The sequence below is a fragment of the Cupriavidus sp. 05T41 genome (genome assembly GCF_056396525.1).
This window is the reverse complement of sequence record NZ_JBFTLQ010000014.1, coordinates 26,815-49,793: the sequence shown is the minus strand read 5'-3', so window position 1 is coordinate 49,793 and position 22,979 is coordinate 26,815. Positions and strand designations below refer to the sequence as shown.

Genomic DNA, 22,979 nt, shown 5'->3' with positions numbered 1-22,979 from the left:
TAGAACACAGAGGATAAACGACGCTGCCTACCGGTATGCGAGCGGCATGCCTATGCTTCCTATCACCGCAGCCGGACAACCGGCCGACGAATCAGGAGCATCGGATGAAGAAGGTTCTGGGTATATATGGCAGTCCACAAGGCCACTGGGTCGGCGATGGCTTCCCCGTGCGCACGCTCTTTTCGCAGGCGAACCTTGGCAATCGCGCGAGCCCTTTCCTCATGCTCGACTACGCGGGCCCGGCTCACTTTGCGCCGACCTTCGGGCGCCGCGGTGTGGGCGAGCATCCGCATCGCGGGTTCGAAACGGTCACCATTGTCTATCAAGGTGAACTGGAGCACCGCGATTCAACTGGGCAGGGCGGAAAGATCGGCCCGGGCGATGTGCAATGGATGACTGCCGCAGCGGGGATCCTCCACGAGGAGTACCACTCGGAGGCGTTCGCCAGGCAGGGTGGCACGCTTGAGATGGTGCAACTCTGGGTCAACCTGCCAGCGCGCGAAAAAATGAGCGAGCCGGGCTACCAGACGCTGCTTGACGCAAATATCCCGCAAGTTGCGCTACCTCGAGGCGCTGGATCGGTGCGCGTGATTGCAGGGGAATTTGGTGGCGCCCTCGGGCCGGCGCGTACGTTCACGCCGATCGACGTCTGGGATGTACGCCTGCTGCAAGGGCATGGTGCCGAGTTCACGGTCCCCTCAGGGCGGAACGTGCTGATGATCGCGCTGCATGGCAACGTAACGGTCAACGGAACGCAGTCGGCGCACGAAGCCCAGCTGGTCGTCCTCGAACAGGCGGGCACCGGCTTCACGCTCGAAGCCGACAGCGACGCCACGATCCTGCTGCTCTCCGGCGAGCCGCTGGACGAACCGGTGGTGAGCTACGGGCCGTTTGTCATGAACACGCAGCGGGAGATCGAACAGGCTCTGTCGGACTATCGCAGCGGTCAGTTCGGGCGGATTCCCGCCAGCGTCGACTGATACCGCCGCCGATGTAACCCCGTTCCTGGCGTGTGGCAGGTCGTCACGCGCCATCGCCCGGCAGCCGGGCCGTTTCCGGCATGCCCAAACAACACTGTTCCAGGAGATTTACCATGAGCGCTCCCGTCAACTTCAACGGCAGGGCTCCGAAGATCGACCCTTCGGATACCGCCATGCTGTTGATCGACCACCAGAGTGGTTTGTTCCAGACCGTGGGCGATATGCCCATGCCCGAGTTGCGCGCACGCGCCGCGGCACTGGCCAAGATGGCCACCCTGGCCAAACTGCCGGTCATCACCACGGCGTCGGTGCCGCAAGGGCCCAATGGTCCGCTGATTCCGGAGATCCACGAAAACGCACCCCACGCGCGCTACGTCGCGCGCAAGGGCGAGATCAATGCCTGGGATAACCCGGAGTTCGTCGCGGCGGTGCGAGAGACCGGTCGCAAGTCGCTGATCATCGCCGGCACGATCACCAGTGTCTGCATGGCGTTCCCCTCCATCAGCGCGGTCGCGGATGGCTACAGGGTCTTCGCCGTGGTGGATGCCTCCGGCACTTACTCGAAGATGGCGCAGGAAATCACGCTGGCCCGCGTGGTACAGGCGGGGGTAGTACCGATGGATACCGCCGCGGTCGCCTCCGAACTGCAGCAGACCTGGAACCGGCCGGACGCGCAGGAATGGGCGGATGTCTATACCCGGATCTTCCCCGCCTATCAGTTGCTGATCGAAAGTTACACGAAGGCGCAGGACGTCCTGGCGCACCACGAAACTCTCGATTCTCAACGTTGATCCGAACACTTTCCTCCAGGAGTTGAAGATGACCAAGACCTACAAGCGGCTGGACAAGAACGACGTCGCCGTTCTGATGGTGGATCACCAGGCTGGGCTGCTCTCACTGGTGCGTGATATCGAGCCGGACAAGTTCAAGAACAACGTGCTGGCACTGGCCGACCTGGCCAAGTACTTCAAGCTTCCCACTGTGCTGACCACCAGTTTCGAGGACGGTCCGAACGGTCCCCTGGTGCCGGAGCTGAAGGCGATGTTTCCGGATGCGCCGTTTATTCCCCGGCCTGGCCAGATCAATGCGTGGGACAACGAGGATTTCGTCAAGGCGGTCAAGGCCACGGGCAAGAAGCAGTTGCTGATCGCTGGCGTGGTGACCGAGGTATGCGTTGCGTTTCCTGCGCTGTCAGCCATCGCGGAAGGCTACGACGTGTTCGTGGTCACCGACGCATCCGGTACGTTCAATGAAGTGACGCGACATTCCGCATGGAACCGCATGGCCGAAGCCGGTGCGCAACTGATGACCTGGTTCGGCGTCGCGTGCGAACTGCATCGCGATTGGCGTAACGATATCGAAGGGCTGGGCACGCTGTTCTCGAACCATATCCCGGACTACCGGAACCTGATAACGGCCTACACCACGGCGAAGGCATCCAGATAGACTCCGCCGATCGCTCAGAAACTGGCGATCTGCGGCGGGAATGGGGCCGCGCCCCGATCGGCCGACCGGGGCAGCAAGTTGCCCCGGGGCCGCGACTGCAAAGGAGGAAATCAAAGGAGGAAGTACTTCCAGGGTGCGCTACTTGCCTGCCGGTACGGCCGGCGCCTCCTCCGTGCGCGGTTGGTCAGCTACGATTCTGGCGCCGACATCGTTCAGCAGTCGCTGGAAATCGGGCGACGTCATGATGATCTTCCCGGCGGCGGCACGCAGGCGGTCGACGGCCTCGGCCGGCAGCGAGAACGACGTCGGGAGTTCATTCAGGTAGGCCAGTTCCTCCTTGTCGGCCAGCTGCGCGAACGATACGTCGATTGCATAGATTGTCGCGTCTGGCGTGCGTAAGGCGGTGGTTACCGCGGCGTCCTTGTTGGCGGCAAAGGCACGGGACTCGCGCACCCGGCGCATGGATTGCCACCGCGCCTGGTTGTCCTTCAACAACTCGGTCGCCTCGTAGGAATAATGGTCAATCGGAACGCCGGTGGCTTTCACCAGGATCTCCAGCGTGCCCGGCGGGGATTCCGATTTGTCCCATGCTGTTTTGGGCGTGGACAGGGAGTTGACGACAAAGACGACGATTCTTCGCGTATGGTCGAGCGGCGAAGGCTGGCGGATCAGATGCAGCGCCTCCATAATCTCCAGCGAATCCAGCACGCTACGCATGCCGAGGTTGTCTGAAACGCCGCCATCCACGATATGGATGTAGGGCCGGTCGGCGCTGTCTCCGAATTCCGCCTCCTCCCTCAGATGGCGGGTCGCGCGCGCAGCCGGCCTGGGCGGGTCGCTGGCGTCGAGAAACGGCTTGATCCAGCCGGGAGGGGCGTAGCCGCAATGGCCGCCATAGTTGTTGAGCGTGATCGGCGTGAGCACCACCGGCACTGCCGACGACGCCGCTGCGGCGCGGGAAAGCCGGATCGCACTCAGATCGGAACAGAGCACGTCGAATGTGGTCTGTGTAAAGGGCAGGCGGGCTCCTGTGGAAATGTCCGTGGCCGAGGCGATGATGAACGGACCGTTTCCGCGATTGAGGTCGCCGAACGTCGCGCCATGGAACAGGATCTCGTCATACAGGTCTGCCGCCAGTTCCGAGCGGCCCCAGCCGCTCGACCACAGGGACGGCCAGTAGGCAGGATTGAACGTGCGCAACGTAATCGTGCCTTGCACATCGCGCTTGAGGAAACGTTGTTCGTAGTCATCAAAGAGTTTGTCACCGTAGAGCCCATAGGCGAGCGCCGTGAAGCTTCCGCCCGACACACCGGTGATGACGGCGACATGGTCAAGCAGGCGAGACTTGTTCCCCTTCGGGCCGACAACTTCCGTATTGCGCAGGAACTCGAGGACGCCGTACGAAAAGGCGGCCGCACGTGTTCCCCCGCCAGAGAAGGCCAGGATTACCAGGTTTTCGTTGTCCGTTGAGTGTTGCGGGCGGGTAAGGAAGCGATAGCCGGTGTTTGGGTCGGCGTTGGCGATCGGCGGGTTGACCGGCCGGCTGGCGCAGCCGCCAAGCAGGAGCAACAACGCAAGCATCAGCACTGCAGGCGTCGGCAATCGTGTCATGGATCCTCCGAATCAGACGATGCAAGCCTCGCTATCTCGAGGGAGTGTGCAAACCGGGCTTTCTGGAAATCGGTTGATACCAGCAATTAGCATAGTCGGAAAAAACCGTGCGACCGCCACAGCGGGCGAAGAATGGTGGCGCAACCGCATGGAGAATCCGACGCTAACCTGGTTGGCGTCCCTCGGTTATCGGAACAATATGTCGTTATCCGCACTCCTTCGGCTTGTTCCGGGCTACCCTGCGGCAATGCCGGGCCGTCATCTTGCCTGTTACCGGCTTCCCGATGCGGACAGCGAATCGTAGTCCGGTGAGCGCATCAAGTCGTGCAACTGGCGGCGCCGCACGCCCATATTGCCGCCATCGAACAACGGGAAGGCCAGCGCATCCTGCAACATGCCAGCCAGGGGAAGGGCATGGTCATAGCTGTCGATGCCCACGACCCGCATCAGGTCGGTGATCACGCGGACTGCCATTTCCGAGCAGAAGACCTTGGCGTGCAACGCGAGTTCAAGCGCGCCGGGAGCGCCTGCGTCTATCGCGCTGCAGGCGCGCAAGCTCAGCGCACGGCACGCCTCGATGGCCATCTTTGCATCTGCCAGCGCATAGCCGACCGCCTGGTGCTCGATGATGTTGGCAACTCCCGCTCGCTTCTCTGTCCTCGCAAAGTGCAAGGCAAAGTCAAACGCTCCCCGCATTACCCCGACTGACATGATCCCGACCAACGCTGCCGTGCCGGAGAAGCTTGCCTCGACCAGGTCCTTGCCACCACCGACGGTGCCGATCACGCTGTCCTTCGGCACGCGGACATTGTCCAGGCGGAACTGCGGCGTATAGTGCGCCCGGTGTCCCATGGACTCGGTGCAGCCGTCGGGCACGATGCCCTCTCCCGGTTTCGCCACCGCCAGGATGCTGATTGCATGGTCAGGATCGGCTTGTGGATCCGTCCGGCATACCACGCACAGCAGGTCCGCGCCCTTGTTATCCCAGCCCGTCGCCGACGATACCCACTTCTTGGTGCCGTTGATGACCCACTCGTCGCCTTCCATGCGCGCCGTCGTGCGCACGCCCGCGCCGGGGGCGGGAGAGGAGAAATTGGCGCTGCCGCCGGGTTCGGAGTTCGCAAGTGCGGCCAGCGGGGCGCCTTTCCGTGCGAGGAATGGCGCGAAATAGCGCTCGTGTTGTTCAGGCGTGCCGGCTAGCACCAGCGGGAACAGGCCGAGCAGTGTGGCAAACATGGTGAGCGGCACGTTGACATCCACCGCGTAGAACTCCTCGGCAACGATTGCCATGTCCAGCATGCCGGCCCCTTCGCCACCGAATGGCTTGGGAATGATGCGCCGCAGGAAGCCCGCCTCGATCAACTGCGCATACATAGGCCTGGTTGCGGAGAATCGCGCCTCGGGTGTGTGCAGGTGGTGCGTGGCCGGCGCCACCTCGGACAGGACCTGCTGCGCAAAGCGCCTGGCGGATCGCCTGAGGTCGCATTGCTCGGCGGTGGGCGTGAAATCAATCGGCATGGCGGCTCCTTGTGACGGCAGGACGTGGCAGGACGTGGCAGGACGTCTATCGATTCGTAGTATCAGGCCGCCACGAAGGCAACGCTGGCGCCCGCGCATGCGTCTGACAGAAGTTGTCAGGGGCCCTCGCGTCGAGATCCTCCGCGGGACTGGCCGCGCGGCAGGTCAACGGTCTGCCTTGGTCCTGACAGAATCATTCTGCGGCGAAATCGGAGCGAACCATACTGCGCGGTTTCGCAGCCGGGTCTTCCCCGATCGCCAAAGTGTTGTCGGCGAGTTATTGCGCTGGTGTTGGCCAGCATGGAACCGCGGTACAGCGCTATCCGGCCCGTCCTTTGTGCTGGCCACGCGAGAGGATGGCGAGCGCGGTCGTGTCAAAAAAATCCCCGGTCGATGCCGGGGCGCAATGCACTGTCGCGAGTGGGCGGCGACAGGGCTGGAGATACCGATGATTCAGGTCAGAAGACGTGGCGGACGCCGACGGCGACGCCGAACATGCCTTTCTGCCCGGGCGTCTGGAAGTAGCCAGTGGCGAAGCTATCCTGGGTGCCGTCGAAGTTCAGGCCGGCATTGTGCGAGTAGGCCGTAGTCAGGTAGACGTCGGTACGCTTTGACAGGGCGTAGTCGGCGATGAAGTTGACCTGCCATGGATTGGCCGGATTCGTGGGGAGTGCCGTCGCCGTCGGCGTCACCGTCTTGACGTCGGCGTAAGCGTAGCCAAGCGTGAAGCCGAGGGCTGTCGTAGCCTGGTAGTTCGCGCCGATCCAGTAGTAGTCGTCACGCAGGAAGGTGGCGCCATTGCCGAAGTCCATCTTCGCCCATCGGTATCCGGCCATCACCTTCAGCGCGCCGGTAGCGTAGCTGGCGGCCGCGCCCGCCTTGCGGCTGCGTCCCGCTTGCCCGGACACGAGCGCAGGGTTCCACTGGTCATAGAAGGCCGTGAGGCCCAGCGTGCCGTCGAGATACGTCACCGACGCGCCGTAGCCGGCGTTGTCGCTGGCGTGGCCCGGCGTTTCGGTGGGCAGCGCGATGGGCGTGAGGCCGATCGCCGGTGCGCCGACGCCGAACGAATAGTGTGCCGCCATGCTGACCGGGCCCCACGCGTTGGTGTACTTCACCACATTGTCTTCGCGGTAGTTCAGGCCGGCCATGAAGACGTCGGGTTCGTAGAGGGTCGCGAAGCGGGTCGGGCTGAAGTTGACTGCGCCCTCGAACATGCTCGTGTACTGGCGGCCGAAGGTTACCTTGCCATACTGGCTGCCGATGCCCACATAGGCCTGGCGGTTGAACGCGCGGCTCTGTGCGGCAATGCCGGTGTCGATGCCGAAGCCGCTTTCCAGCACGAACAGCGCCTGCATGCCGCCGCCAAGATCCTCGGTGCCGCGCATGCCCCAGCGAGAGCCCGAGAGGCCGCCGTTGGTTGGCATCGAAAGGCGGCTGCCGCCCTGTTGCTGCGGCCCGGCAGCCACCCGGTTGACATATTCGATCGGGGCGTCAATGACGCCGTACAGCGTGACACTCGTTTGCGCTGCAGCGTGGCCGCTAAGCAGCGCCGCGGCAGCCGCCAGGGAAATGGCCGTTCTTTTCATTGCAGATGGTCTCCGTCCAATTTGTTTATTGCGCTTCCGGCTCTCCTCCGACCCGCCGGAAGTCATGTGACCGCACTCTTCATCGCTGGCACGGCGCCGGCGCTAAATCAGGCGGCTCTTCGCATTGGAGCGCGACAGCGGGGGGGCGCATGCCACCGAAATCGGGGGGGAGGGTTTTTACGGCCGCTGGCGATCCGGTTTCATGCGCAACAAGACGTTCGAGCTGACGCAGGGTCAGGCCGAACTGTTCGAAGACCGCGTCCTCGAGTTGGCAGCGATCGGAGAAGCCATAGCGGGTGACCATGGCATGGGAGGGCCGCCCCAGGCCAGGGAGGTCGAGCAGCAGGCGGAGGAGGCGGTGCGCGCGGACGGCTTCGCGGAAGCTGGAGCCTTCGGCGAACAGACGTCGTGACAGGGATGCCTTTGAAATGCCGGCAATGCCGGCAAACCAGTCCAGGTTCCAGTCTTCGAGTGGTTCGGTGAGGACCAGGCTGGCTAGCCAGCGCGTCAGCGGTCGGGATGCGGACGACCCTGGCCCGGGGTGGGCAAGAGCGTCCATCGCGACATCGATGCAGGCGGCGCCCTCATGGCCCAGTTCGATCGCGATCGGCGTGAAGGGCCGCAGCGTCAGGCGCTGGGTCGGCCGCAGCAGCCGGCTCCGGGCGCCGTGGCTGCAGCGGATCGTGCCCGCATCGGCGGAGATGATCGCCGTGGATGGGAACGCGAGGTTACGGATGGTGGTGCGCACGGACGTGTGCGCGCGGAGGAGCAACTGCATTGGAATCTGCTGGCATGTGCGCCGCACGGCGCGTGTCGGGGCAGCGCCTCGCGAAGCCGGGCGCCGTCGTCATCGGTCCATGACCTTGCCGGTGACCTTACCGGCTGCGTGGGCCTGCGTTCCAACCGCCTTCGGGGGGGCGCGCGACGGGCAGTGCCGCCCGTGTTGGATGAACCCGATCCACGCTGTAGAATCCAGCGTACACAAGCATCCTTCCCCGACCTCCCATCCGGGGCATCAATCGAGCATGCCAGAGACTCCCGCGAAGCCCGGGCCGCCATCGCCAAGGGCGACGCTCAGGCCAGTTATCGCCAGCAAGCTGGTGCCTCCGCACATTGGCCGCAAGACCGTGCCGCACGAGCCCTTGCTGGCGCGCCTGATGGCGGAGCGCCGCCGTCGCTGCTTCCTGCTGCAGAGCCCGGCCGGCTACGGCAAGACGACGACGCTGGTGGCATGGGGGCAGGCCTTGACTCCGCTGGGCTATCACGTCACGTGGCTGTCGCTGGATGCCGACGACAATGAGCCGTCCACGTGGGTGGACTACCTGCTGTCCAGTGTTGCGATTGTCGACCCGGCGATCACGCGCGACGCCATGCTGCTCGAAGGCGTCGGTACGGACCAGGAAGCCATCGAGCGCACGGTGATCGCACTGGTGCGAGGCATCGCCCGCTACCGCCGCGAACTGGTGATCGTGCTTGACGACCTGCACCACATCACCGACAGCCGGATCTGGGAAGCCCTGCAATGGTTGCTGGACTATGCGCCTTCGAACCTGCACCTCGCTTTTGCATCGCGCTCGGCGCTGCCCGTGTCGCTCGAACGTTTGCGCGCGGCCGGCCAGACGCTGGAGTTCGGCCTTGCGGACCTGCGTTTCTCGCCGGAGGAAGCCGAGCGCTTCCTCCGGGTGCAACTCGGCGATATTGAGCCGGCCGCCGCCCGGCGGTTGCACGCGCAGACCGATGGCTGGGTCGCCGGCCTGCAGCTATTGAGTGTCGCGCTGAAGAAGAAGCGCTCCGCCTTGTCCGCCGATGATCTTGATGTGACGATCCGGGAGTACGTGCGCGACTCGCAGACGTTCGCCGCCTACTTCGAGCGCGAGGTGTTGTCGCGGATGACGCCGGGCGAACTGGAACTGCTGACGCCAGCCGCCGCCTGCGACCGCTTCTGCGCCTCGCTATGCGCAACGCTGACCGGACGTGATGCCGAAGGGAAGGGCGGGGAAGAAGGGGCCCTGCTGGAGCGGCTGGAGAACGACAACCTGTTCATCGTCTCGACCGAGCAGGACGGTGCCGAGACCTGGTACCGGCTCCATCCCTTGCTGCGCGAGACGCTGCTGGTCCGCTTCCAGAGCTGGAGCACGGGGACGCGCCACGCCATCCATGCGCGGGCGTGGCAATGGTTCCTGGGCCGCGGACACCTCGACGAGGCCGTGCAGCATGCGCTCAAGGCTGGCGAGCCCGCGCGCGCGGCCGAACTGGCCGAGCGCTGTGCGCATTCGCTGTTTGCGCGCGGGGAACTGGCAAAGCTTGTCGCCCTGGTGCGGCTCCTTCCGCCCGAGCAGGTGCAGGCAAGCGTGCCACTGCGCATGTGGATGGCGCGCCAGCACCTTTACCACCGCGATTTCGCGGCCTGCGCGGCTGGCATCGAGGCGCTCCAGCGCGATCTTCCCGCCCAGGCCATGGCGGATCGCTTCACGCTCGTGGCCCTGCGGGCCGTGCTCGCCGTCCAGCGCGACGATGTGGAAGGCGCGATGGCGCTGCTTCCGCAATTGCTGGCGCCGCCGCCCGCGACCGACGGCATCACCCTCGCGGCCTGCAATAACCTGCTGTCGTGGATCTACATGCAGCGTGGGGAGTATGAGCGCGCGCGCGCCATCCAGCTCGACGCGAAGCGCCCCACCATCGACGGCGCAGCGCTGATGGGAACCTCGGCGGGTACCCTGCAAGGCCAGTGCATGGTCGGCCTGAGCCATGCGCTCGAGGGTCAACTGCTGCAGGCCGAGCGCATCTACCGTTCTGTACTGCGTGAAGCCGAGGCGCGCGGGCGGTCCTGCAACGACCCGGCGTGCATGGCGGCGTCGCTGCTGGGCGAGGTGCTGTACGAACAGAACCAGAACGAAGCGGCGCGGGAACTGCTGGAGAGTCGCGTCGACCTGCTGGAGCGTGTATCAATTCCGGATTCGGTGCTGCGGGTGATGATCGTCCTCTCGGGCGCCCACTGGCATGCCGGCAACCGGCTGGAAGCCTTCGCCTACCTGGATCGCCTGGAGGAATACGCGAGCGGCCTCGGACTGGACCGCTTGCTGGCCTACGCCCTCGGGGTGCAGGTCCAGCGGCGCCTGCTGCTGGGAGAGCTTGACGCGGCGAAGGCCTGCCTGGCGCGCCTGCAGGAAGTCGAGGCACGCCGCCCCCGAAGCGGGGCCGAGCGCTTCAGTGGCCCCGACTTCGCGCTGCGCGGGGCCACGGTCCGCTGGCTGCTGGCGACCGGAGACATGGAGCAGGCGGCGCTGATACTCAATCCGCTGATCGCACACTGCGAGGCCCACGGCCGCATGCACAACGTCGCCGCCCTGCAGCTGCAGCGTGCCGTCGTCGATGCGAAGCTGGGGCGTTCCGCCGCTGCCCGCGCCAACGTCGTATCGGCCCTGCATCTCGGTCATCGCCTCGGGCTGCTGCGCAGGCTGCTGGATGCCGAGCCATCGGCGATGGATCTGGTTGGCGAAATCGCGCGGCAGGAAACGCTCGACCCGGTGCTGACCTTCTACGTCGAGCGGCTACAGGCGGCGTTGCCGCCAAAGCCCGCCACGGACAACGCAAGAGCCCGCAAGCGAGCGGCATCCGTCGGCGTTGCCGCGCTCAGCGAGCGCGAGACCGATGTGGTGCGCATGCTGCCGGAGTTGATCACGACCAAGAAGATCGCGCGGGCGCTCGGCCTTTCGCCGGAGACGGTCAAGTGGCACCTGACCAATATCTACGCCAAGCTCGGCGTGAGCGGTCGCGACGAAGCGCTGGAGCGCCTGCGCGACGTGGACTGGGGAACGGACGACGACACCGGCGGCTGACAGGCAAGGGGCCCGCCGCCGGTGCATGGGCGGCGCTCCCTTACTGCGGACCGCCTGCCACGGCCACCACCTGGCCCGTGATGTAGTTCGACTCAGGCAGGCAGAACAGGTACACCGAGCCCGCCGCTTCCTCCGGCGTGCCGCCCCGGCCCAGCGGACAGCGCTGCGCATGGGACTTGATCAGTTCCGGATTGATGCCCACGCGGATGTCGCGGCCTTCGATCTTGACGGTGGCGCCGGCCTTCGCGTCGGCTTCGGTCATCCGGGTGTGGATCAGGCCGAAGGCGACGGCATTGACGTTCACCTTCAGCCGGCCCCATTCGCGGCTCAGCGCACGCGTCATGCCGATCACGCCGGCCTTGGCCGACGAATAGTTGAGCTGGCCGGCGTTGCCGTTGAGCGCAGACGTCGACGACACATTCACCACCTTGCGGAACACCTCGCGCCCGGCGGCGACATCGGCCTGGTGCTGCGCCTTCAGGTGCGGATAGGCGGCCCGCAGGATGCGGAAGGGCGCCGTCATGTGGCAGTCGAGGATGGCGTACCACTGCTCGTCCGTCATGCGCTGGACCACGTCATCCCAGGTGTAGCCGGCGTTGTTGACGATAATGTCGATGCCGCCGAACGTCCTGATCGCGGTGCCGATATAGCGCTCGGCGAAATCCGGCGCCGCCACGCTGCCTACGCAGGCCACGGCTTCGGCGCCGTTCTTGCGCAGCATCTCGACCGTCTCGTGCGCCGGATCGGCATCGAGGTCGTTGACGACGAGGCGTGCGCCTTCGCTCGCCAGTTTCAGTGCGATGGCCTGTCCGATGCCACGGCCGGAGCCGGTGACGAGGGCGACCTTTCCATCAAGCTTTCCCACGATATTTCCTTGTTCAGTATTTGGGTTTCACAGCGCGACGACCGCATCGCCGAGGACCTTCGCCTCGCCATACTGGTTCGTGGTCTGGATCTCGAGGCGCGCGCGGCGCTCGCCTTCGGCTTCGAAGGTCTCCACCACGCGGCCGGTGCAGGTGATCTGGTGGCCGAGGTGCGTGATACCGGTGAAGCGCACGCTGAAGTCGCGGATCTGGCGCTGGTCGACCCACTGCGTCAGCAGCCGGCCGAGCCAGGCCATCGACAGCATGCCGTGCGCGAACACATCGGTCATGCCGGCCTTGCGGGCGTAATCGAGGTCGATGTGGATGGCGTTGTGATCGCCCGATGCGCCGGCGAACAACGCCAGCATGGTGCGGTTGACCGGGGCCAGCGCCAGCGGGGGGAGGGTGTCGCCGGCCTTGACGGCGGCGAGGTCGGTCTTGCTCATGAGCTGGTCTCCTTGTCAGCCGTTGCGGTGCACTAGTACGCTGCGGAGGTCGGCGATGTGGTCGCCGTTCTGGTTGGTGACGCGCGTCTCGCGCACGAGGAAGGACAGCGCGCCGCCTTTCTTGTCATAGATGTCGCCGATGCGGCTCTCGAAGCGCAGCGTGTCGCCCGCATAGGCCGTGCGGTGGTAGTGGAACGATTGCTCGCCGTGCAGGACGCGCGACGGCTCGATGCCCACTTCCTGGCGCCAGGCGGTGGTCGGCTGGGTGAATTCCAGCGAGAACAGAAAGGTCGGCGGCAGCGGCAGGGTCGGGTGCCCGGCGTCGCGTGCGGCGGATTCGTCCGTGTAGATCGGGTTCGTCTCGCCGATGGCCTTGGCGAAGAAGCGCAGTTGCCCCGCCTCGGCGGTGGCGTGGAAGCTCGGCAAGACCTTGCCGATATGCGATTTGTCCAGCATCTCGATGTCTCCTTGATGTCCGTGAGCGCAGGGGTCAGGCCACCTTCTTGAACGCGGTGACCACGCAGGCGCCGCCCAGGCCGAGGTTGTGCTGCAGCGCGACCTTGGCGTCTGGCACCTGGCGGTCGCCGGCCGTGCCGCGCAGCTGGTGGACCAGCTCGTAGCACTGCGCCAGCCCGGTCGCGCCGAGTGGGTGCCCCTTCGACAGCAGGCCGCCCGACGGATTGACCACCCAGCGACCGCCATAGGTGTTGTCGCCGTCCTCGACCAGCTTCTCGCCTTCGCCGTCCTTGCACAGGCCAAGCCCTTCGTAGGTGATCAGTTCGTTCTGTGCGAAGCAGTCATGCAGCTCGATCACGTCGATGTCTTCCGGGCCGATGCCGGCCTGCTCGTACACCGATTGCGAGGCGGACTTCGTCATGCCAACGCCGACCAGGTCGATCATGGTGGGCGATTCGAACGCATCCGGCCGGTCGGTGGTCAGGGCCTGGCCGGCGATGACCACATCCGTGCGCAGGCCGCGCTTGCGGGCAAATTCCTGCGACACCACGATGGCGGCCGCCGCGCCACAGGTGGGCGGGCAGGCCATCAGGCGCGTCAGCACGCCTTCCCACACGGCCGGTGCGGCCAGCACTTCCTCGGGCGAGACCACCTTGCGGAAGATCGCCAGGGGATTGTTGGCGGCGTGACGGCTGGCCTTGGCGCGGATTTTGGCGAAGGTTTCGAGCTTGGTGCCGTACTTCTCCATATGGGCGAGACCAGCCCCCGCGAACATGCGGATGGCGCCTGGCAGATCGCAGTCCGGCTGGATCCGCTCGACGATTTCCAGGGTGCGGCTCATGGCGCGCGGACGGTCACCCCAGTGGCTGGCCAGCGCGCCCGGCTGCATTTCCTCGAAGCCGACCGCGATGGCGCAGTCCACGGTGCCGCTCTGCACGGCCTGGCGGGCGAGGAACAGCGCCGACGAGCCGGTGGCACAGTTGTTGTTGACGTTGACCACCGGCACGCCGCTCAGGCCCACGCGATACAGCGCGGCCTGGCCGCAGGTCGAATCGCCGTACACATAGCCGGCGTAGGCCTGCTGCACGTCGGCGTAGGACAGGCCGGCGTCTTCCAGCGCCTGGACGATGGCCTGCGCACCCATCTCGTCATAGTGGGCGCTCATGCCGGGCTTGGCGAACGGGATCATGCCGACGCCGGCGACAAACACATTGCGTGTCATGGGACTTCTCCTTGCTTCTGGAATGCGGGATTGTTGGAATCAGAGCTTGCGCGAGATCAGCTCGCGCATGACTTCGCTGGTGCCGCCGTAGATGCGGTTCACGCGCGAGTCGACGAAGGCGCGGCCGACCGGGTACTCCATCATGTAGCCGTAGCCGCCATGCAGTTGCAGCATCTCGTCCAGGCACTTGCCGAGCGTCTCGGTGGCATACAGCTTGGCCACGGCGGACTCTTCCAGCGTCAGGCTGCGGCGCATGTGCTCGCCGAGGTAGTGGTCCACCATCAGGCGTACGGCGATGGCCTGCGCCTGGATGTCAGCGAGCTTGAAGCGCGTGTTCTGGAAGTCCCACACGGTCTGGCCGAAGGCGCGGCGGTCCTTCACGTAGGCAAGCGTGTGCTCCAGCACGGCTTCGAGCCGCGCCGCTGCGCCGACGGCGATGGAGAAGCGCTCCTGAGGCAGCTCTCTCATCAGATACGCGAAGCCCTTGCCTTCCTCGCCGAGCCGGTTGGAGACCGGGACGCGGACGTTGTCGAAGAAGAGTTCGGCGGTATCCTGCGCATGCTGGCCCACCTTCTCCAGCTTGCGGCCACGGCGAAAGCCGGCACGGTTGGTCTCGACCACGATCAGGCTGATGCCCTTGGCCCCGGCGGTGGGGTCGGTCTTGCAGACCACGACGACGAGGTTGGCGGTCAGGCCGTTGCTGATGAAGGTCTTGCTGCCGTTGATCACGTACTCGTCGCCGTCACGCACGGCGGTGGTGCGCACGGCCTTGAGGTCGCTGCCGGTGCCCGGTTCGGTCATGGCGATGGCCAGGATGGTCTCGCCGGAGCAGGCGCCCGGGAGCCACTTCTGCTTCTGTTCTTCGTTGCCGATGCGGGCGATGTACGGGGCGATGATGTCCGAGTGCATGCCGATGCTGAGGCCGGAGAGGCCGCAGCGTTGATATTCCTCGACCATCACGGCCGAGTGACCGTAATCGCCGCCACCGCCGCCATACTCGGTAGGCAGGGTCACGCAGAGCAGGCCCTCGCGGCCGGCCTTCAGCCAGGTCTCGCGGTCGACCTTGCCGGCCTTGTCCCACTCGGCCTGCTTCGGCGCGCACTCGCGCTCAAAGAAGCGGCGGGCCGTGGTGCGGAACATCTCATGGTCTTCGCGATAGATGGTACGGATCGGTTGCAAAGCAGTCTCCTTACTTGGGTTCGGTATGGATGGGGGCCGGCTGGCGGTCCCAGTCAAAGCGGGGTGGCTCGCCGGCCAGGAAGGCGTCGACGGCGGCGGCGTGATAGGGGGCGGCGGCGGCGATCGCCTGTGCGCTGCACTCCAGGTCCGCCAGCGGGGCGTATTGCGACTCGAAGCTCTGGTTAAGCAGCCGCTTGCTCAGGCCCATGGCCTCGCGCGGGCCGGCGAGGAAACGGCGGGCGAACTCCCACGCCTGCTGCGAGAGGTCATCCGGCGAATGGATGGCATGCACGATGCCAAGCTGCTTCGCCTCCATGGCATTCACGCGGCGCGCGGTCAGCACAGTTCCTTCGCCACCGACATGCCGACCGCGCGCGGCAGCAGGTAGAACGCGCCGAGGTCCGGCACCAGTCCCACCTTGGCGAACGACATGCAGAAGAACGCGCGCGACGACGCCAGCATGAAGTCCGCCGCGAGCGCCAGCGAGAAGCCGGCACCGGCAGCAGCGCCGTCCACGGCCGCGATGACGGGAATCTCCAGGTTGCGCAGGCGCTGCATCCACTGGTGGGCGGACTGCACGCGGCGGCGCATCGCGTCGGGTGAGCGAGCCTCCGCGTCGGTGCTGGCGCGGACTTCCTGAAGCGACTTGAGGTCGCCGCCGGCGCAGAAGCTGCCGCCGGAGCCGGTCAGGATCAGGGCACGCACGCTGCGGTCGCCCTCGATGCGCGCAATCATGTCGGCGTAGTCCGCGCGCAGGTCGAGGGACAGCGCGTTACGGGCGGCGGGGCGCTGGTGCGAGAACTCGGCAACGCCGTCCTCGATGAGGAGCTGCGCGTCGCGCAGGCGGATCAAATCTGCAGCCATGGTGTCTTGTCCTGGTTTGGCGAGTCGTCGGGAGTCGCGCTGCGCGGGCTCCCGGGATGCATTCGATATTGGGGAATGGCAAGGGGTGCCAGCCCACCGGCGTTGGGGGGGGGCAGGCCGGATCAGTCGACGCCCGCACCCACCGTCTTCACCACGGTTTCCCAGCGGGCAAGATCGGCGCCGATGCGTTCACCCAGCCGGTCGGGCGGCAGGTATGCCGGCATGAACCCTTGCGTGCGGAAGTGCTCGCGGCTGTCCGGGGCGGTGACGATGGCCTTCAGCGAGCCGGTCAGGCGTGCGGCCACGTCGGCGCGGAGTGCGGCGGGCGCGCGGCCCAGCCCATCACCACGTAGCCGGGGACGCTTTCCGCCACGGTCGGCACGCCGGGGAAGTCGGGCGAACGCTGCGCGCCGGTGGTCGCCAGGGCGCGCACCTTGCCGGAACGGAGCTGCGGCAGCGACGTGACGGGCACGTCGAACATGAAATCCACGTTGCCCGCCATCACGTCGGTCAGGGCCGCGGCGCTGCCCTTGTATGGGATGTGGTTGAGCTTCACGCCCGACTGGCTGGCGAGCAGCGCGCCCGACAAATGGTTCGACGAGCCATTGCCGGCCGACCCGTAGGTCACCTGGCCGGGCCGCGTGCGCGCCGCCGCGAGCAGGTCCTTCAGGCTCCGGTAAGGCTGGTTTGCCCCGGTAACGAGCACGTTCTCGTACTCGCCGACCTGCGCTACCGGCGTGAAGTCGCGGCGTGCGTTGTAGCCCACATTCGGATAGATGGCCGGATTCACGGTCAGCGCGCCAACCGTGGCGAAGCCCAGTGTGTAGCCGTCGGCGCTGGCGTGCGCCACCTTCTGCATGCCGATCGAGCCACCCATGCCCGGCACGTTTTCCACCACCAACGGCTGGTGCAGGTCCTGGCTCAGCTTCTGGCCGACATAGCGCGCCAGCACGTCCGCCGGGCCGCCGGCGGGAAAGGGCACCACGAGGCGCAGCGGCCTGGACGGCCAGGTTTGCGCCTGCGCGGCCACGGGCGGCGCGCCGAGCGCAAGCGCCGCCGCAATCAGCGTGACTGCCCTGGAAAAGTCGGTCCCTCTCATGTGATGTCTCCTGTCTGTCGCCCTGGCGGAGCCGGCTGGCGCGCCTGATTCGCGGCGTATGCGGTGAAGCGGGATGGTCGGGCGCGGCGGGGCCGTGCAGCCCACCGGCGATGGGGGGTGTGCCCGGCACCGGCGCGGCGCGCGGGCGGAAATCCCCCCCCAACGTCGGTGGGCGGAGCCCCCACGCCGGCTGGTCTACTTGCCTCCAAGGCTGCAGTCCGCTGCGGCATTCGCTGAGTGATCCAAGAGAAGGAAGAGGGGGGAAGTGATGGGCGTTCTTTCAGGTATTCGCGTACTGGAATTCGAGGGCATCGGCCCCGGGCCGTTCGCGGCGATGCTGCTGGCGGACATGGGCGCGGACGTGATCCGCGTGGACCGGCCGGTGGCTGCGGCGGACCTGGGTCCGAAGATCGAGGGCCAGCGCATCAACGTGGTGGCGCGCGGCCGCAGCTCGGTGACGCTCGACCTGAAGCGCCCGGAGGCGGTGGAGGCTGCGCTCGCCCTGATGGAGAAGGCCGACGTGGTGATCGAGGGTTTTCGCCCCGGCACGATGGAGCGGCTTGGCCTCGGCCCGGCGCAGGCGCTGTCGCGCAATCCGCGGCTGGTGTACGGCCGCATCACCGGCTGGGGCCAGACCGGCCCGCTCGCCGCCAGCGCCGGCCACGATCTCAACTACATCGCGCTGTCGGGCGTGCTGTCGGGCATCGGTCGCGGCGACGATGCGCCGGTGCCCCCGCTCAATCTGGTGGGTGACTACGGCGGTGGCGGCATGCTGCTGGCCATGGGCGTGCTGGGCGCGCTGATTCATGCGCAACGCACCGGCACGGGCCAGGTGGTGGACGCCGCCATGACGGAAGGCGCCGCGCAGCTTGGCGCCGTGGTGTGGGGCCTGCTCGCCTCGGGCCACTGGCGCGAGCAGCGCGGCAGCAACCTGCTCGACGGCGGCACCCCCTGGTACGACAGCTACGCCACGCGCGATGGCCACTACATGGCCGTGGGCGCGGTGGAGGAACGCTTCTACCAGGAACTGGTGGAAAAGCTCGGCCTTGCCGGCGCGAACCTGCCCGACCGGAACAACCGTGGCAACTGGCCGGTGCTGCGCCAGCACTTCAGGATGGCATTCCTGTCCCGCACACGCGACGAATGGTGCGCCGTGTTCGACGGCAGCGACGCCTGCGTGGCCCCGGTGCTGAAGTTCTCCGAGGCGCCGCGGCACCCGCAGAACGTCGCCCGCGGCAGCTTCGTCGAGGTCGACGGCGTCACGCAGCCCGCCCCCGCGCCGCGCTTCTCGCACACGCCGTCGGCAATCCGCCGCAGCGCCCCGGCCCGTGGCGAGCACGGCCTGCAGGCGCTGCAGGCATGGGGCTTCGCCACTGACGCCATCGATCGCATGTCCGGCCTTGGGCTGGGCTTCGCCCCGGCCGACGCCGAACGACAGGCGGCCTGAGCGCATTCCTTCCAACGCAATCTGAATTTCCTGCCATGAGCCACGCTTACATCGTCTCTCCCTTGCGCACGCCGGTCGGCAAGTTCGGCGGCGCGCTCGCGCCGCTCTCCGCGGCGGATCTCGCGGCCCACGTGCTGCGTGCCGTCCTGCAACGCTCCGGCGCGCCGGAGGATTCCATCGACGAAGTCATCGTCGCGCAGTCGTACCAGTCCAGCGAGGCGCCGTGCATCGGCCGCTACGCTGCCTCGCTCGCCGGGCTGCCGGAAAGCGTCTCGGGCTACGCGGTGGACCGCCGCTGCGGCTCGGGGCTGCAGGCCGTGATCAACGCGGCGATGCAGGTGCAGAGCGGCGTGTCCGGTGCGGTGCTCGTCGCTGGCGTCGAGAGCATGAGCAATATCGAGTACTACAGCACCAGCATGCGCTGGGGCGCGCGAATGGGCGACGCGGCCATCCACGACCGCCTTGACCGTGGCCGCGTCAACTCGCAGCCGGTAAGCCGCTATGGCGTGATGGCCGGCGGCGCCGCCGAGACGGCCGAGAACCTGGCCCGCGACTACGGCATCGCCCGCGCGGAGAGCGATCGCTATGCCGCGCGCAGCCACCAGCTTGCCACCGAGGCGTGGAACGCTGGCCGCTTCGAGGAGGAGGTGGTGCCCGTGCCGGTGCCGCAGCGCAAGGGCGCCCCGATCCTGTTCCGCCGCGACGAAGGCATTCGCGAGGATGCCAGCCTGGAATTGATGGCCAAGCTGCCCGCGCTGCTGCGCGACGGCACGGTGACGGCCGGCAACGCCTGCCAGCAGAGCGACGCCGCGTCCGCCTGCCTGGTGGTGTCCGAGGACTACCTGAAGGCCCACCGGCTCGAGCCGATGGGGCGGCTGGTCGGCTGGGCCGGGGCGGGCTGCGACCCGCTGCGCATGGGCATCGGACCCGTGCCGGCCGTGGCGCGCCTGCTGCCGCGCATCGGCATGACGCTGTCGGACCTCGATCTGATCGAGGTCAACGAAGCCTTCGCGGTGCAGGTCCTCAGCGTGCTGCGCGCCTGGGGCATCAAGGACGTTGAGGCGGATGGGCGCATCAACGTCAACGGCTCCGGCATCTCGCTGGGCCATCCCATTGGCGCCACCGGCGTGCGCATCCTCGCCACGATGCTGCACGAGATGCGCCGGCGCGGCGCGCGCTACGGCCTGGAAACCATGTGCATCGGCGGCGGGCAGGGCCTGGCGGCGGTGTTCGAGCGCGTCTGAGCGGCGCGCTGCAAGTGATTCACGCATTCAAGGAGGAAAACATGACCCACGCTGAAGGCAACGCGCCGCGCGGCGCGTCCGAGCAGCCCTGGCAGGAGCAGGACGGGCGGCTGGTGCTGCTGGCCTATCGTCGCAATGGCGGCGACACGCTGCACTTCCCACCGCTGCCGTTGACGTCGCCGCAGGCCAGTGACACCGAGCTGGTCGCGCTGCACGGCACGCCGACGCTGTACAGCTACACCGTGATGCACCCGTCGCCCAAGACCGGCCTGCCGCCGATGCCACTGGGCCTGGCCGACTATCCGGAAGGTGTGCGCATCTTCGGTCGGCTGGTGTACCCGAACGGCCGCCGGCCTGCGATCGGGGACACCTTGCGGACATGCCTGGTGCATACCGCCGAGGGTCCCGTCTATGCATTCGAACCGGTGAGCACGGAGGGGAGCCGATGAACAAACCGATCTACGTTGCGGGCGTCGCCATGACCCCGTTCGGCCGTCACGACGGCTCGATGCAAGACCTGGCGCAAAGCGCCGTGCTCGGCGCCGTGGCCGACGCCGACGTCGACATGGCGGAAGTGCAGGCCTTCTACGCCGCCAACGTCTTCGGCGGCATGGTGCTGGGGCAGGTGCTGCTGCGCGACCTCGGCGTGACCGGGCCGGCCATCTACAACGTCGAGAACGCCTGTGCCAGCGGCGCCACCGGCGTCCACCTGGCCTGCCACGCGCTGGAAGCCGGCCGCTATGACACCGTGGTGGTGTTCGGCGTGGAGCAACTGACCGCGCTCGGCGGCGGCGCGCTGCCGCTGCAACGCAACGACTACATGACGTCGCTGTACGCCCGTGCCGGCATGACGCTGCCGTCGGTCTACGCCATGCGTGCGGCGCGCTACCTGCACGAGTTCGGCGTGAAGCCGGACGTGCTGGCCGAGGTCGCGGTGAAGAACCGCCGCCACGGCGGCCTCAATCCGTATGCGCAGACCCGCACCGGTGTCAGCGTGGACGAGGTGATGGATTCGCGCATGGTCTTCGATCCGCTCACGCTGCTGCAATGCTGCCCGTCGGCGGTGGATGGTGCGGCGGCGCTGGTGCTGACCACCCGCAAGCCGGCCACGCGCAGCAAGCCGGTGCGCGTGCTCGCCTCGGCGGTGCAGTCCGGCCGGCAGGAAATCGGCACCGAGGACATCCTCGCCGCCGAAATCACCGCGCGCACGGCGCGGCTGGCGTACCAGGAGGCCGGCGTCAAGCCTGCCGACATCGACATGGTGGAGCTGCACGACGCCTTCACCATTGCCGAACTCATCTACTACAGCGCGCTTGGCCTGTGCGAGCGCGGCGAGGCGCACGAACTGCTGAAGTCGGGCGCCACCACGCTCGGCGGCCGGGTACCGGTCAACCCGAGCGGCGGCCTGCTCGCCAAGGGGCACCCGCTGGGCGCCACGGGCGTGGCGCAGATGGTCGAGGCCGTCTGGCAACTGGAAGGGCGTGCCGGGGAAAGGCAGATACCGGGCGCGTCGCTGGCGCTGACGCAGTGCACGGGCGGCGGCATCGCCGGCGTGGACCACGCCGCGTCGGCGGTGCACATCCTCGGCCACTGATTGAAGGAGATTTCATGGACAAGCAGATTGCCGTCGTTACCGGCGGCGCACAGGGCATCGGCCTCGGCATCACGCGGGCCCTGCTCGAAGCGGGCCACGCCGTCGCCGTGTTCGACCTGAACGGCAAAGCCCTCGAAGGCCTGGGGGCCGAGCTCGGCCACCATGCCGAGCGCCTGATGGTGCTGCGCGTGGATGTGACCTCGGACGCCGAGGTGCAGGCGGCCGTCGCCCAGATCAAGGCGCGCTGGAAGACGCCCGACATCCTCGTGAACAACGCCGGCATCACGCGCGACAAGCGTTTTGTCAAGATGACGGAGGAGGACTGGGACTTCGTCATCGACGTTAACCTGAAGTCGCAGTTCCTGTGCGCGCGCGCCGTGGTGCCCGGCATGATCGAGCAGGGCTATGGCCGCATCGTCAATATCTCGTCGCGGGCATGGCTGGGCGGCTTCGGCCAGGCCAACTATTCGGCCGCCAAGGGCGGCGTGGTGAGCCTGACCCGCTCGCTCGCCATTGAGCTGGCGCGCCACGGCATCACCGCCAACGCCGTTGCGCCGGGCATCATCGAGACGCCGCTGTTCGCCACGCTGACCGACGAGCAGGCCGAGCGCCTGAAGTCGAGCGTACCGGTGGGCCGCATTGGCAAGCCGGAGGACATCGCCCAGGCGGTGCTGATGTTCGCCGGCCGCGCGGCGTCATACATCACCGGGCAGACGCTGTACGTCTGCGGCGGCCGCTCGCTGTCGAGCCCGAGCGTCTGAGGGAGAGGCAGATGACTATTCACTACCAGCAGACGGGTCACGTGGCGGTGCTGACACTGGACGCGCCCGAGTCGCTCAACGCCCTGACCGTCGAAGAACTAGTAGCGCTGCGCGAGCGGCTGGCGCAATGCCAGGACGACGACAACGTGCGCGCCATCGTCATCACCGGCGCGGGGGACCGGGCCTTCTGCACAGGGGCCAACCTGAAGGCGACGCTGCCGCCGTCCACCGGATTTGCCGCCGGCGCCTTCAAGAGCCGCGCCGGCGAGGCGCAGCAGGGCGGCTACACCCGCCTGCTCGATCTCACCGACCTGCAGATCTGGAAGCCGATGATTGCCGCCATCAACGGCTACTGCCTCGGCGGCGGGCTGGAACTGGCGCTGCAGTGCGACCTGCGCATCGCCGCCGCGTCGGCCAGCTTCGGCCTGCCCGAAGTCAAGGTGGCCAGCGTGCCCGCGGTGGGTGGCATGCAGTACCTGTTGCGCGCGGTGCCCGCCGCCCATGCGATGAAGATGGCGATGACCGGCGAGCGCATCGGCGCCGACGAGGCGCTGCGCATCGGCCTGGTCAGCGACGTGGTGGCGGCCTCCGGCCTGATGGAACTTGCGATGGCGCTGGCCACGCGCATTGCGGCCAACGGTCCGCTCGCCGTCCAGGCCGTCAAGCAGCTCGCGGTGCAGACCTCGCACCTGGCGCCGCGCGAGTTCGTCGCGCAGGCCAACCTGCAATGGGGGCTGCTGCGCGACAGCGCCGACCGCATCGAGGGCCGCACGGCCTTTGCCGAGAAGCGGCCGCCGGCATACCGCGGCGCCTGAGCAATA

At 67.0% G+C, this 22,979-nt stretch carries 23 protein-coding genes; 10 read left to right on the top strand and 13 right to left on the bottom strand.

All coding sequences use genetic code 11. The features are described 5' to 3' along the window. Nucleotides 1–104 precede the first annotated feature (104 nt). The 3 genes from AC1DKV_RS11340 to ycaC all read left to right on the top strand — a co-directional run bounded on the left by AC1DKV_RS11340 (nucleotide 105) and on the right by ycaC (nucleotide 2,426). Nucleotides 105–980: a pirin family protein gene (locus AC1DKV_RS11340; RefSeq protein ID WP_441619744.1), complete on the top strand. Its 876-nt coding sequence runs from the start codon at nucleotides 105–107 to the stop codon at nucleotides 978–980. Between the two features lie 113 nt (nucleotides 981–1,093). Continuing rightward, nucleotides 1,094–1,771 (top strand): isochorismatase family protein, encoded by a 678-nt coding sequence (locus tag AC1DKV_RS11335; protein WP_441619742.1) that lies wholly within the window; start codon nucleotides 1,094–1,096, stop codon nucleotides 1,769–1,771. A 28-nt stretch (nucleotides 1,772–1,799) separates the two neighbouring features. Next, entirely contained in the window at nucleotides 1,800–2,426 is a 627-nt protein-coding gene (ycaC, locus tag AC1DKV_RS11330) for an isochorismate family cysteine hydrolase YcaC (RefSeq protein WP_441619740.1), read from the top strand. A 138-nt stretch (nucleotides 2,427–2,564) separates the two neighbouring features. Here ycaC and AC1DKV_RS11325 read toward each other — a convergent pair whose 3' ends face one another. From AC1DKV_RS11325 to AC1DKV_RS11310, 4 genes are all read right to left on the bottom strand, one after another. Then, complete coding sequence (locus AC1DKV_RS11325; protein ID WP_441619738.1) at nucleotides 2,565–4,037, bottom strand: patatin-like phospholipase family protein; 1,473 nt, start codon at nucleotides 4,035–4,037, stop codon at nucleotides 2,565–2,567. Between the two features lie 270 nt (nucleotides 4,038–4,307). Beyond that, on the bottom strand, nucleotides 4,308–5,555 hold the full coding sequence (locus AC1DKV_RS11320; RefSeq protein WP_441619842.1) for an acyl-CoA dehydrogenase family protein: 1,248 nt from the start codon (nucleotides 5,553–5,555) through the stop codon (nucleotides 4,308–4,310). A 458-nt stretch (nucleotides 5,556–6,013) separates the two neighbouring features. Then, the gene (locus tag AC1DKV_RS11315; RefSeq protein ID WP_441619736.1) at nucleotides 6,014–7,144 is read right to left on the bottom strand and encodes a porin; all 1,131 of its coding nucleotides are present in this window, start codon (nucleotides 7,142–7,144) and stop codon (nucleotides 6,014–6,016) included. A gap of 79 nt (nucleotides 7,145–7,223) precedes the next feature. Next, entirely contained in the window at nucleotides 7,224–7,922 is a 699-nt protein-coding gene (locus tag AC1DKV_RS11310) for a hypothetical protein (protein ID WP_441619734.1), read from the bottom strand. 247 nt (nucleotides 7,923–8,169) lie between these two features. Here AC1DKV_RS11310 and AC1DKV_RS11305 point away from each other — a divergent pair, with 247 nt between their 5' ends. Beyond that, nucleotides 8,170–10,983 carry a winged helix-turn-helix domain-containing protein gene (locus tag AC1DKV_RS11305; RefSeq protein WP_441619732.1) on the top strand — a complete coding sequence of 938 codons (2,814 nt, stop codon included), beginning with the start codon at nucleotides 8,170–8,172 and terminating at the stop codon, nucleotides 10,981–10,983. A 40-nt stretch (nucleotides 10,984–11,023) separates the two neighbouring features. Here AC1DKV_RS11305 and AC1DKV_RS11300 read toward each other — a convergent pair whose 3' ends face one another. The 9 genes from AC1DKV_RS11300 to AC1DKV_RS11260 all read right to left on the bottom strand — a co-directional run bounded on the left by AC1DKV_RS11300 (nucleotide 11,024) and on the right by AC1DKV_RS11260 (nucleotide 17,112). Then, nucleotides 11,024–11,848: an SDR family NAD(P)-dependent oxidoreductase gene (locus AC1DKV_RS11300; protein ID WP_441619730.1), complete on the bottom strand. Its 825-nt coding sequence runs from the start codon at nucleotides 11,846–11,848 to the stop codon at nucleotides 11,024–11,026. A gap of 27 nt (nucleotides 11,849–11,875) precedes the next feature. Then, entirely contained in the window at nucleotides 11,876–12,292 is a 417-nt protein-coding gene (locus AC1DKV_RS11295) for a MaoC family dehydratase (RefSeq protein ID WP_441619729.1), read from the bottom strand. 15 nt (nucleotides 12,293–12,307) lie between these two features. Next, on the bottom strand, nucleotides 12,308–12,748 hold the full coding sequence (locus AC1DKV_RS11290; protein WP_441619727.1) for a MaoC family dehydratase N-terminal domain-containing protein: 441 nt from the start codon (nucleotides 12,746–12,748) through the stop codon (nucleotides 12,308–12,310). A 34-nt stretch (nucleotides 12,749–12,782) separates the two neighbouring features. After that, the gene (locus tag AC1DKV_RS11285) at nucleotides 12,783–13,970 is read right to left on the bottom strand and encodes a lipid-transfer protein (RefSeq protein WP_441619725.1); all 1,188 of its coding nucleotides are present in this window, start codon (nucleotides 13,968–13,970) and stop codon (nucleotides 12,783–12,785) included. Nucleotides 13,971–14,009: 39 nt separating this feature from the next. Continuing rightward, nucleotides 14,010–15,149, bottom strand: coding sequence for an acyl-CoA dehydrogenase family protein (locus AC1DKV_RS11280; RefSeq protein ID WP_441619723.1), 1,140 nt, complete (start codon nucleotides 15,147–15,149; stop codon nucleotides 14,010–14,012). Between the two features lie 10 nt (nucleotides 15,150–15,159). After that, entirely contained in the window at nucleotides 15,160–15,492 is a 333-nt protein-coding gene (locus AC1DKV_RS11275; protein ID WP_441619721.1) for an enoyl-CoA hydratase/isomerase family protein, read from the bottom strand. Beyond that, the gene (locus tag AC1DKV_RS11270) at nucleotides 15,486–16,013 is read right to left on the bottom strand and encodes an enoyl-CoA hydratase/isomerase family protein (RefSeq protein WP_441619719.1); all 528 of its coding nucleotides are present in this window, start codon (nucleotides 16,011–16,013) and stop codon (nucleotides 15,486–15,488) included. The genes AC1DKV_RS11275 and AC1DKV_RS11270 overlap by 7 nt, the downstream gene beginning before the upstream one ends. A 122-nt stretch (nucleotides 16,014–16,135) precedes the next feature. Beyond that, the gene (locus AC1DKV_RS11265) at nucleotides 16,136–16,318 is read right to left on the bottom strand and encodes a hypothetical protein (protein WP_441619717.1); all 183 of its coding nucleotides are present in this window, start codon (nucleotides 16,316–16,318) and stop codon (nucleotides 16,136–16,138) included. After that, on the bottom strand, nucleotides 16,303–17,112 hold the full coding sequence (locus AC1DKV_RS11260) for a Bug family tripartite tricarboxylate transporter substrate binding protein (RefSeq protein ID WP_441619715.1): 810 nt from the start codon (nucleotides 17,110–17,112) through the stop codon (nucleotides 16,303–16,305). Before AC1DKV_RS11260 ends, AC1DKV_RS11265 begins: the two co-directional genes overlap by 16 nt. Before the next feature lie 268 nt (nucleotides 17,113–17,380). Here AC1DKV_RS11260 and AC1DKV_RS11255 point away from each other — a divergent pair, with 268 nt between their 5' ends. From AC1DKV_RS11255 to AC1DKV_RS11230, 6 genes are read left to right on the top strand one after another with little or no spacing between them, the layout of a single operon-like run. Then, nucleotides 17,381–18,559 carry a CaiB/BaiF CoA transferase family protein gene (locus tag AC1DKV_RS11255; protein WP_441619713.1) on the top strand — a complete coding sequence of 393 codons (1,179 nt, stop codon included), beginning with the start codon at nucleotides 17,381–17,383 and terminating at the stop codon, nucleotides 18,557–18,559. Between the two features lie 35 nt (nucleotides 18,560–18,594). Next, nucleotides 18,595–19,803, top strand: coding sequence for an acetyl-CoA C-acetyltransferase (locus AC1DKV_RS11250; RefSeq protein WP_441619711.1), 1,209 nt, complete (start codon nucleotides 18,595–18,597; stop codon nucleotides 19,801–19,803). Between the two features lie 41 nt (nucleotides 19,804–19,844). Beyond that, a complete protein-coding gene (locus AC1DKV_RS11245; RefSeq protein ID WP_441619709.1) occupies nucleotides 19,845–20,252 on the top strand; it encodes a Zn-ribbon domain-containing OB-fold protein in 408 nt (135 codons plus the stop codon). Beyond that, complete coding sequence (locus tag AC1DKV_RS11240) at nucleotides 20,249–21,397, top strand: thiolase family protein (RefSeq protein ID WP_441619707.1); 1,149 nt, start codon at nucleotides 20,249–20,251, stop codon at nucleotides 21,395–21,397. The genes AC1DKV_RS11245 and AC1DKV_RS11240 overlap by 4 nt, the downstream gene beginning before the upstream one ends. A 14-nt stretch (nucleotides 21,398–21,411) precedes the next feature. Then, a complete protein-coding gene (locus tag AC1DKV_RS11235; protein ID WP_441643432.1) occupies nucleotides 21,412–22,158 on the top strand; it encodes an SDR family oxidoreductase in 747 nt (248 codons plus the stop codon). 11 nt (nucleotides 22,159–22,169) lie between these two features. Continuing rightward, complete coding sequence (locus AC1DKV_RS11230) at nucleotides 22,170–22,973, top strand: enoyl-CoA hydratase/isomerase family protein (RefSeq protein WP_441619703.1); 804 nt, start codon at nucleotides 22,170–22,172, stop codon at nucleotides 22,971–22,973. The last annotated feature ends 6 nt before the right edge of the window (nucleotides 22,974–22,979 follow it).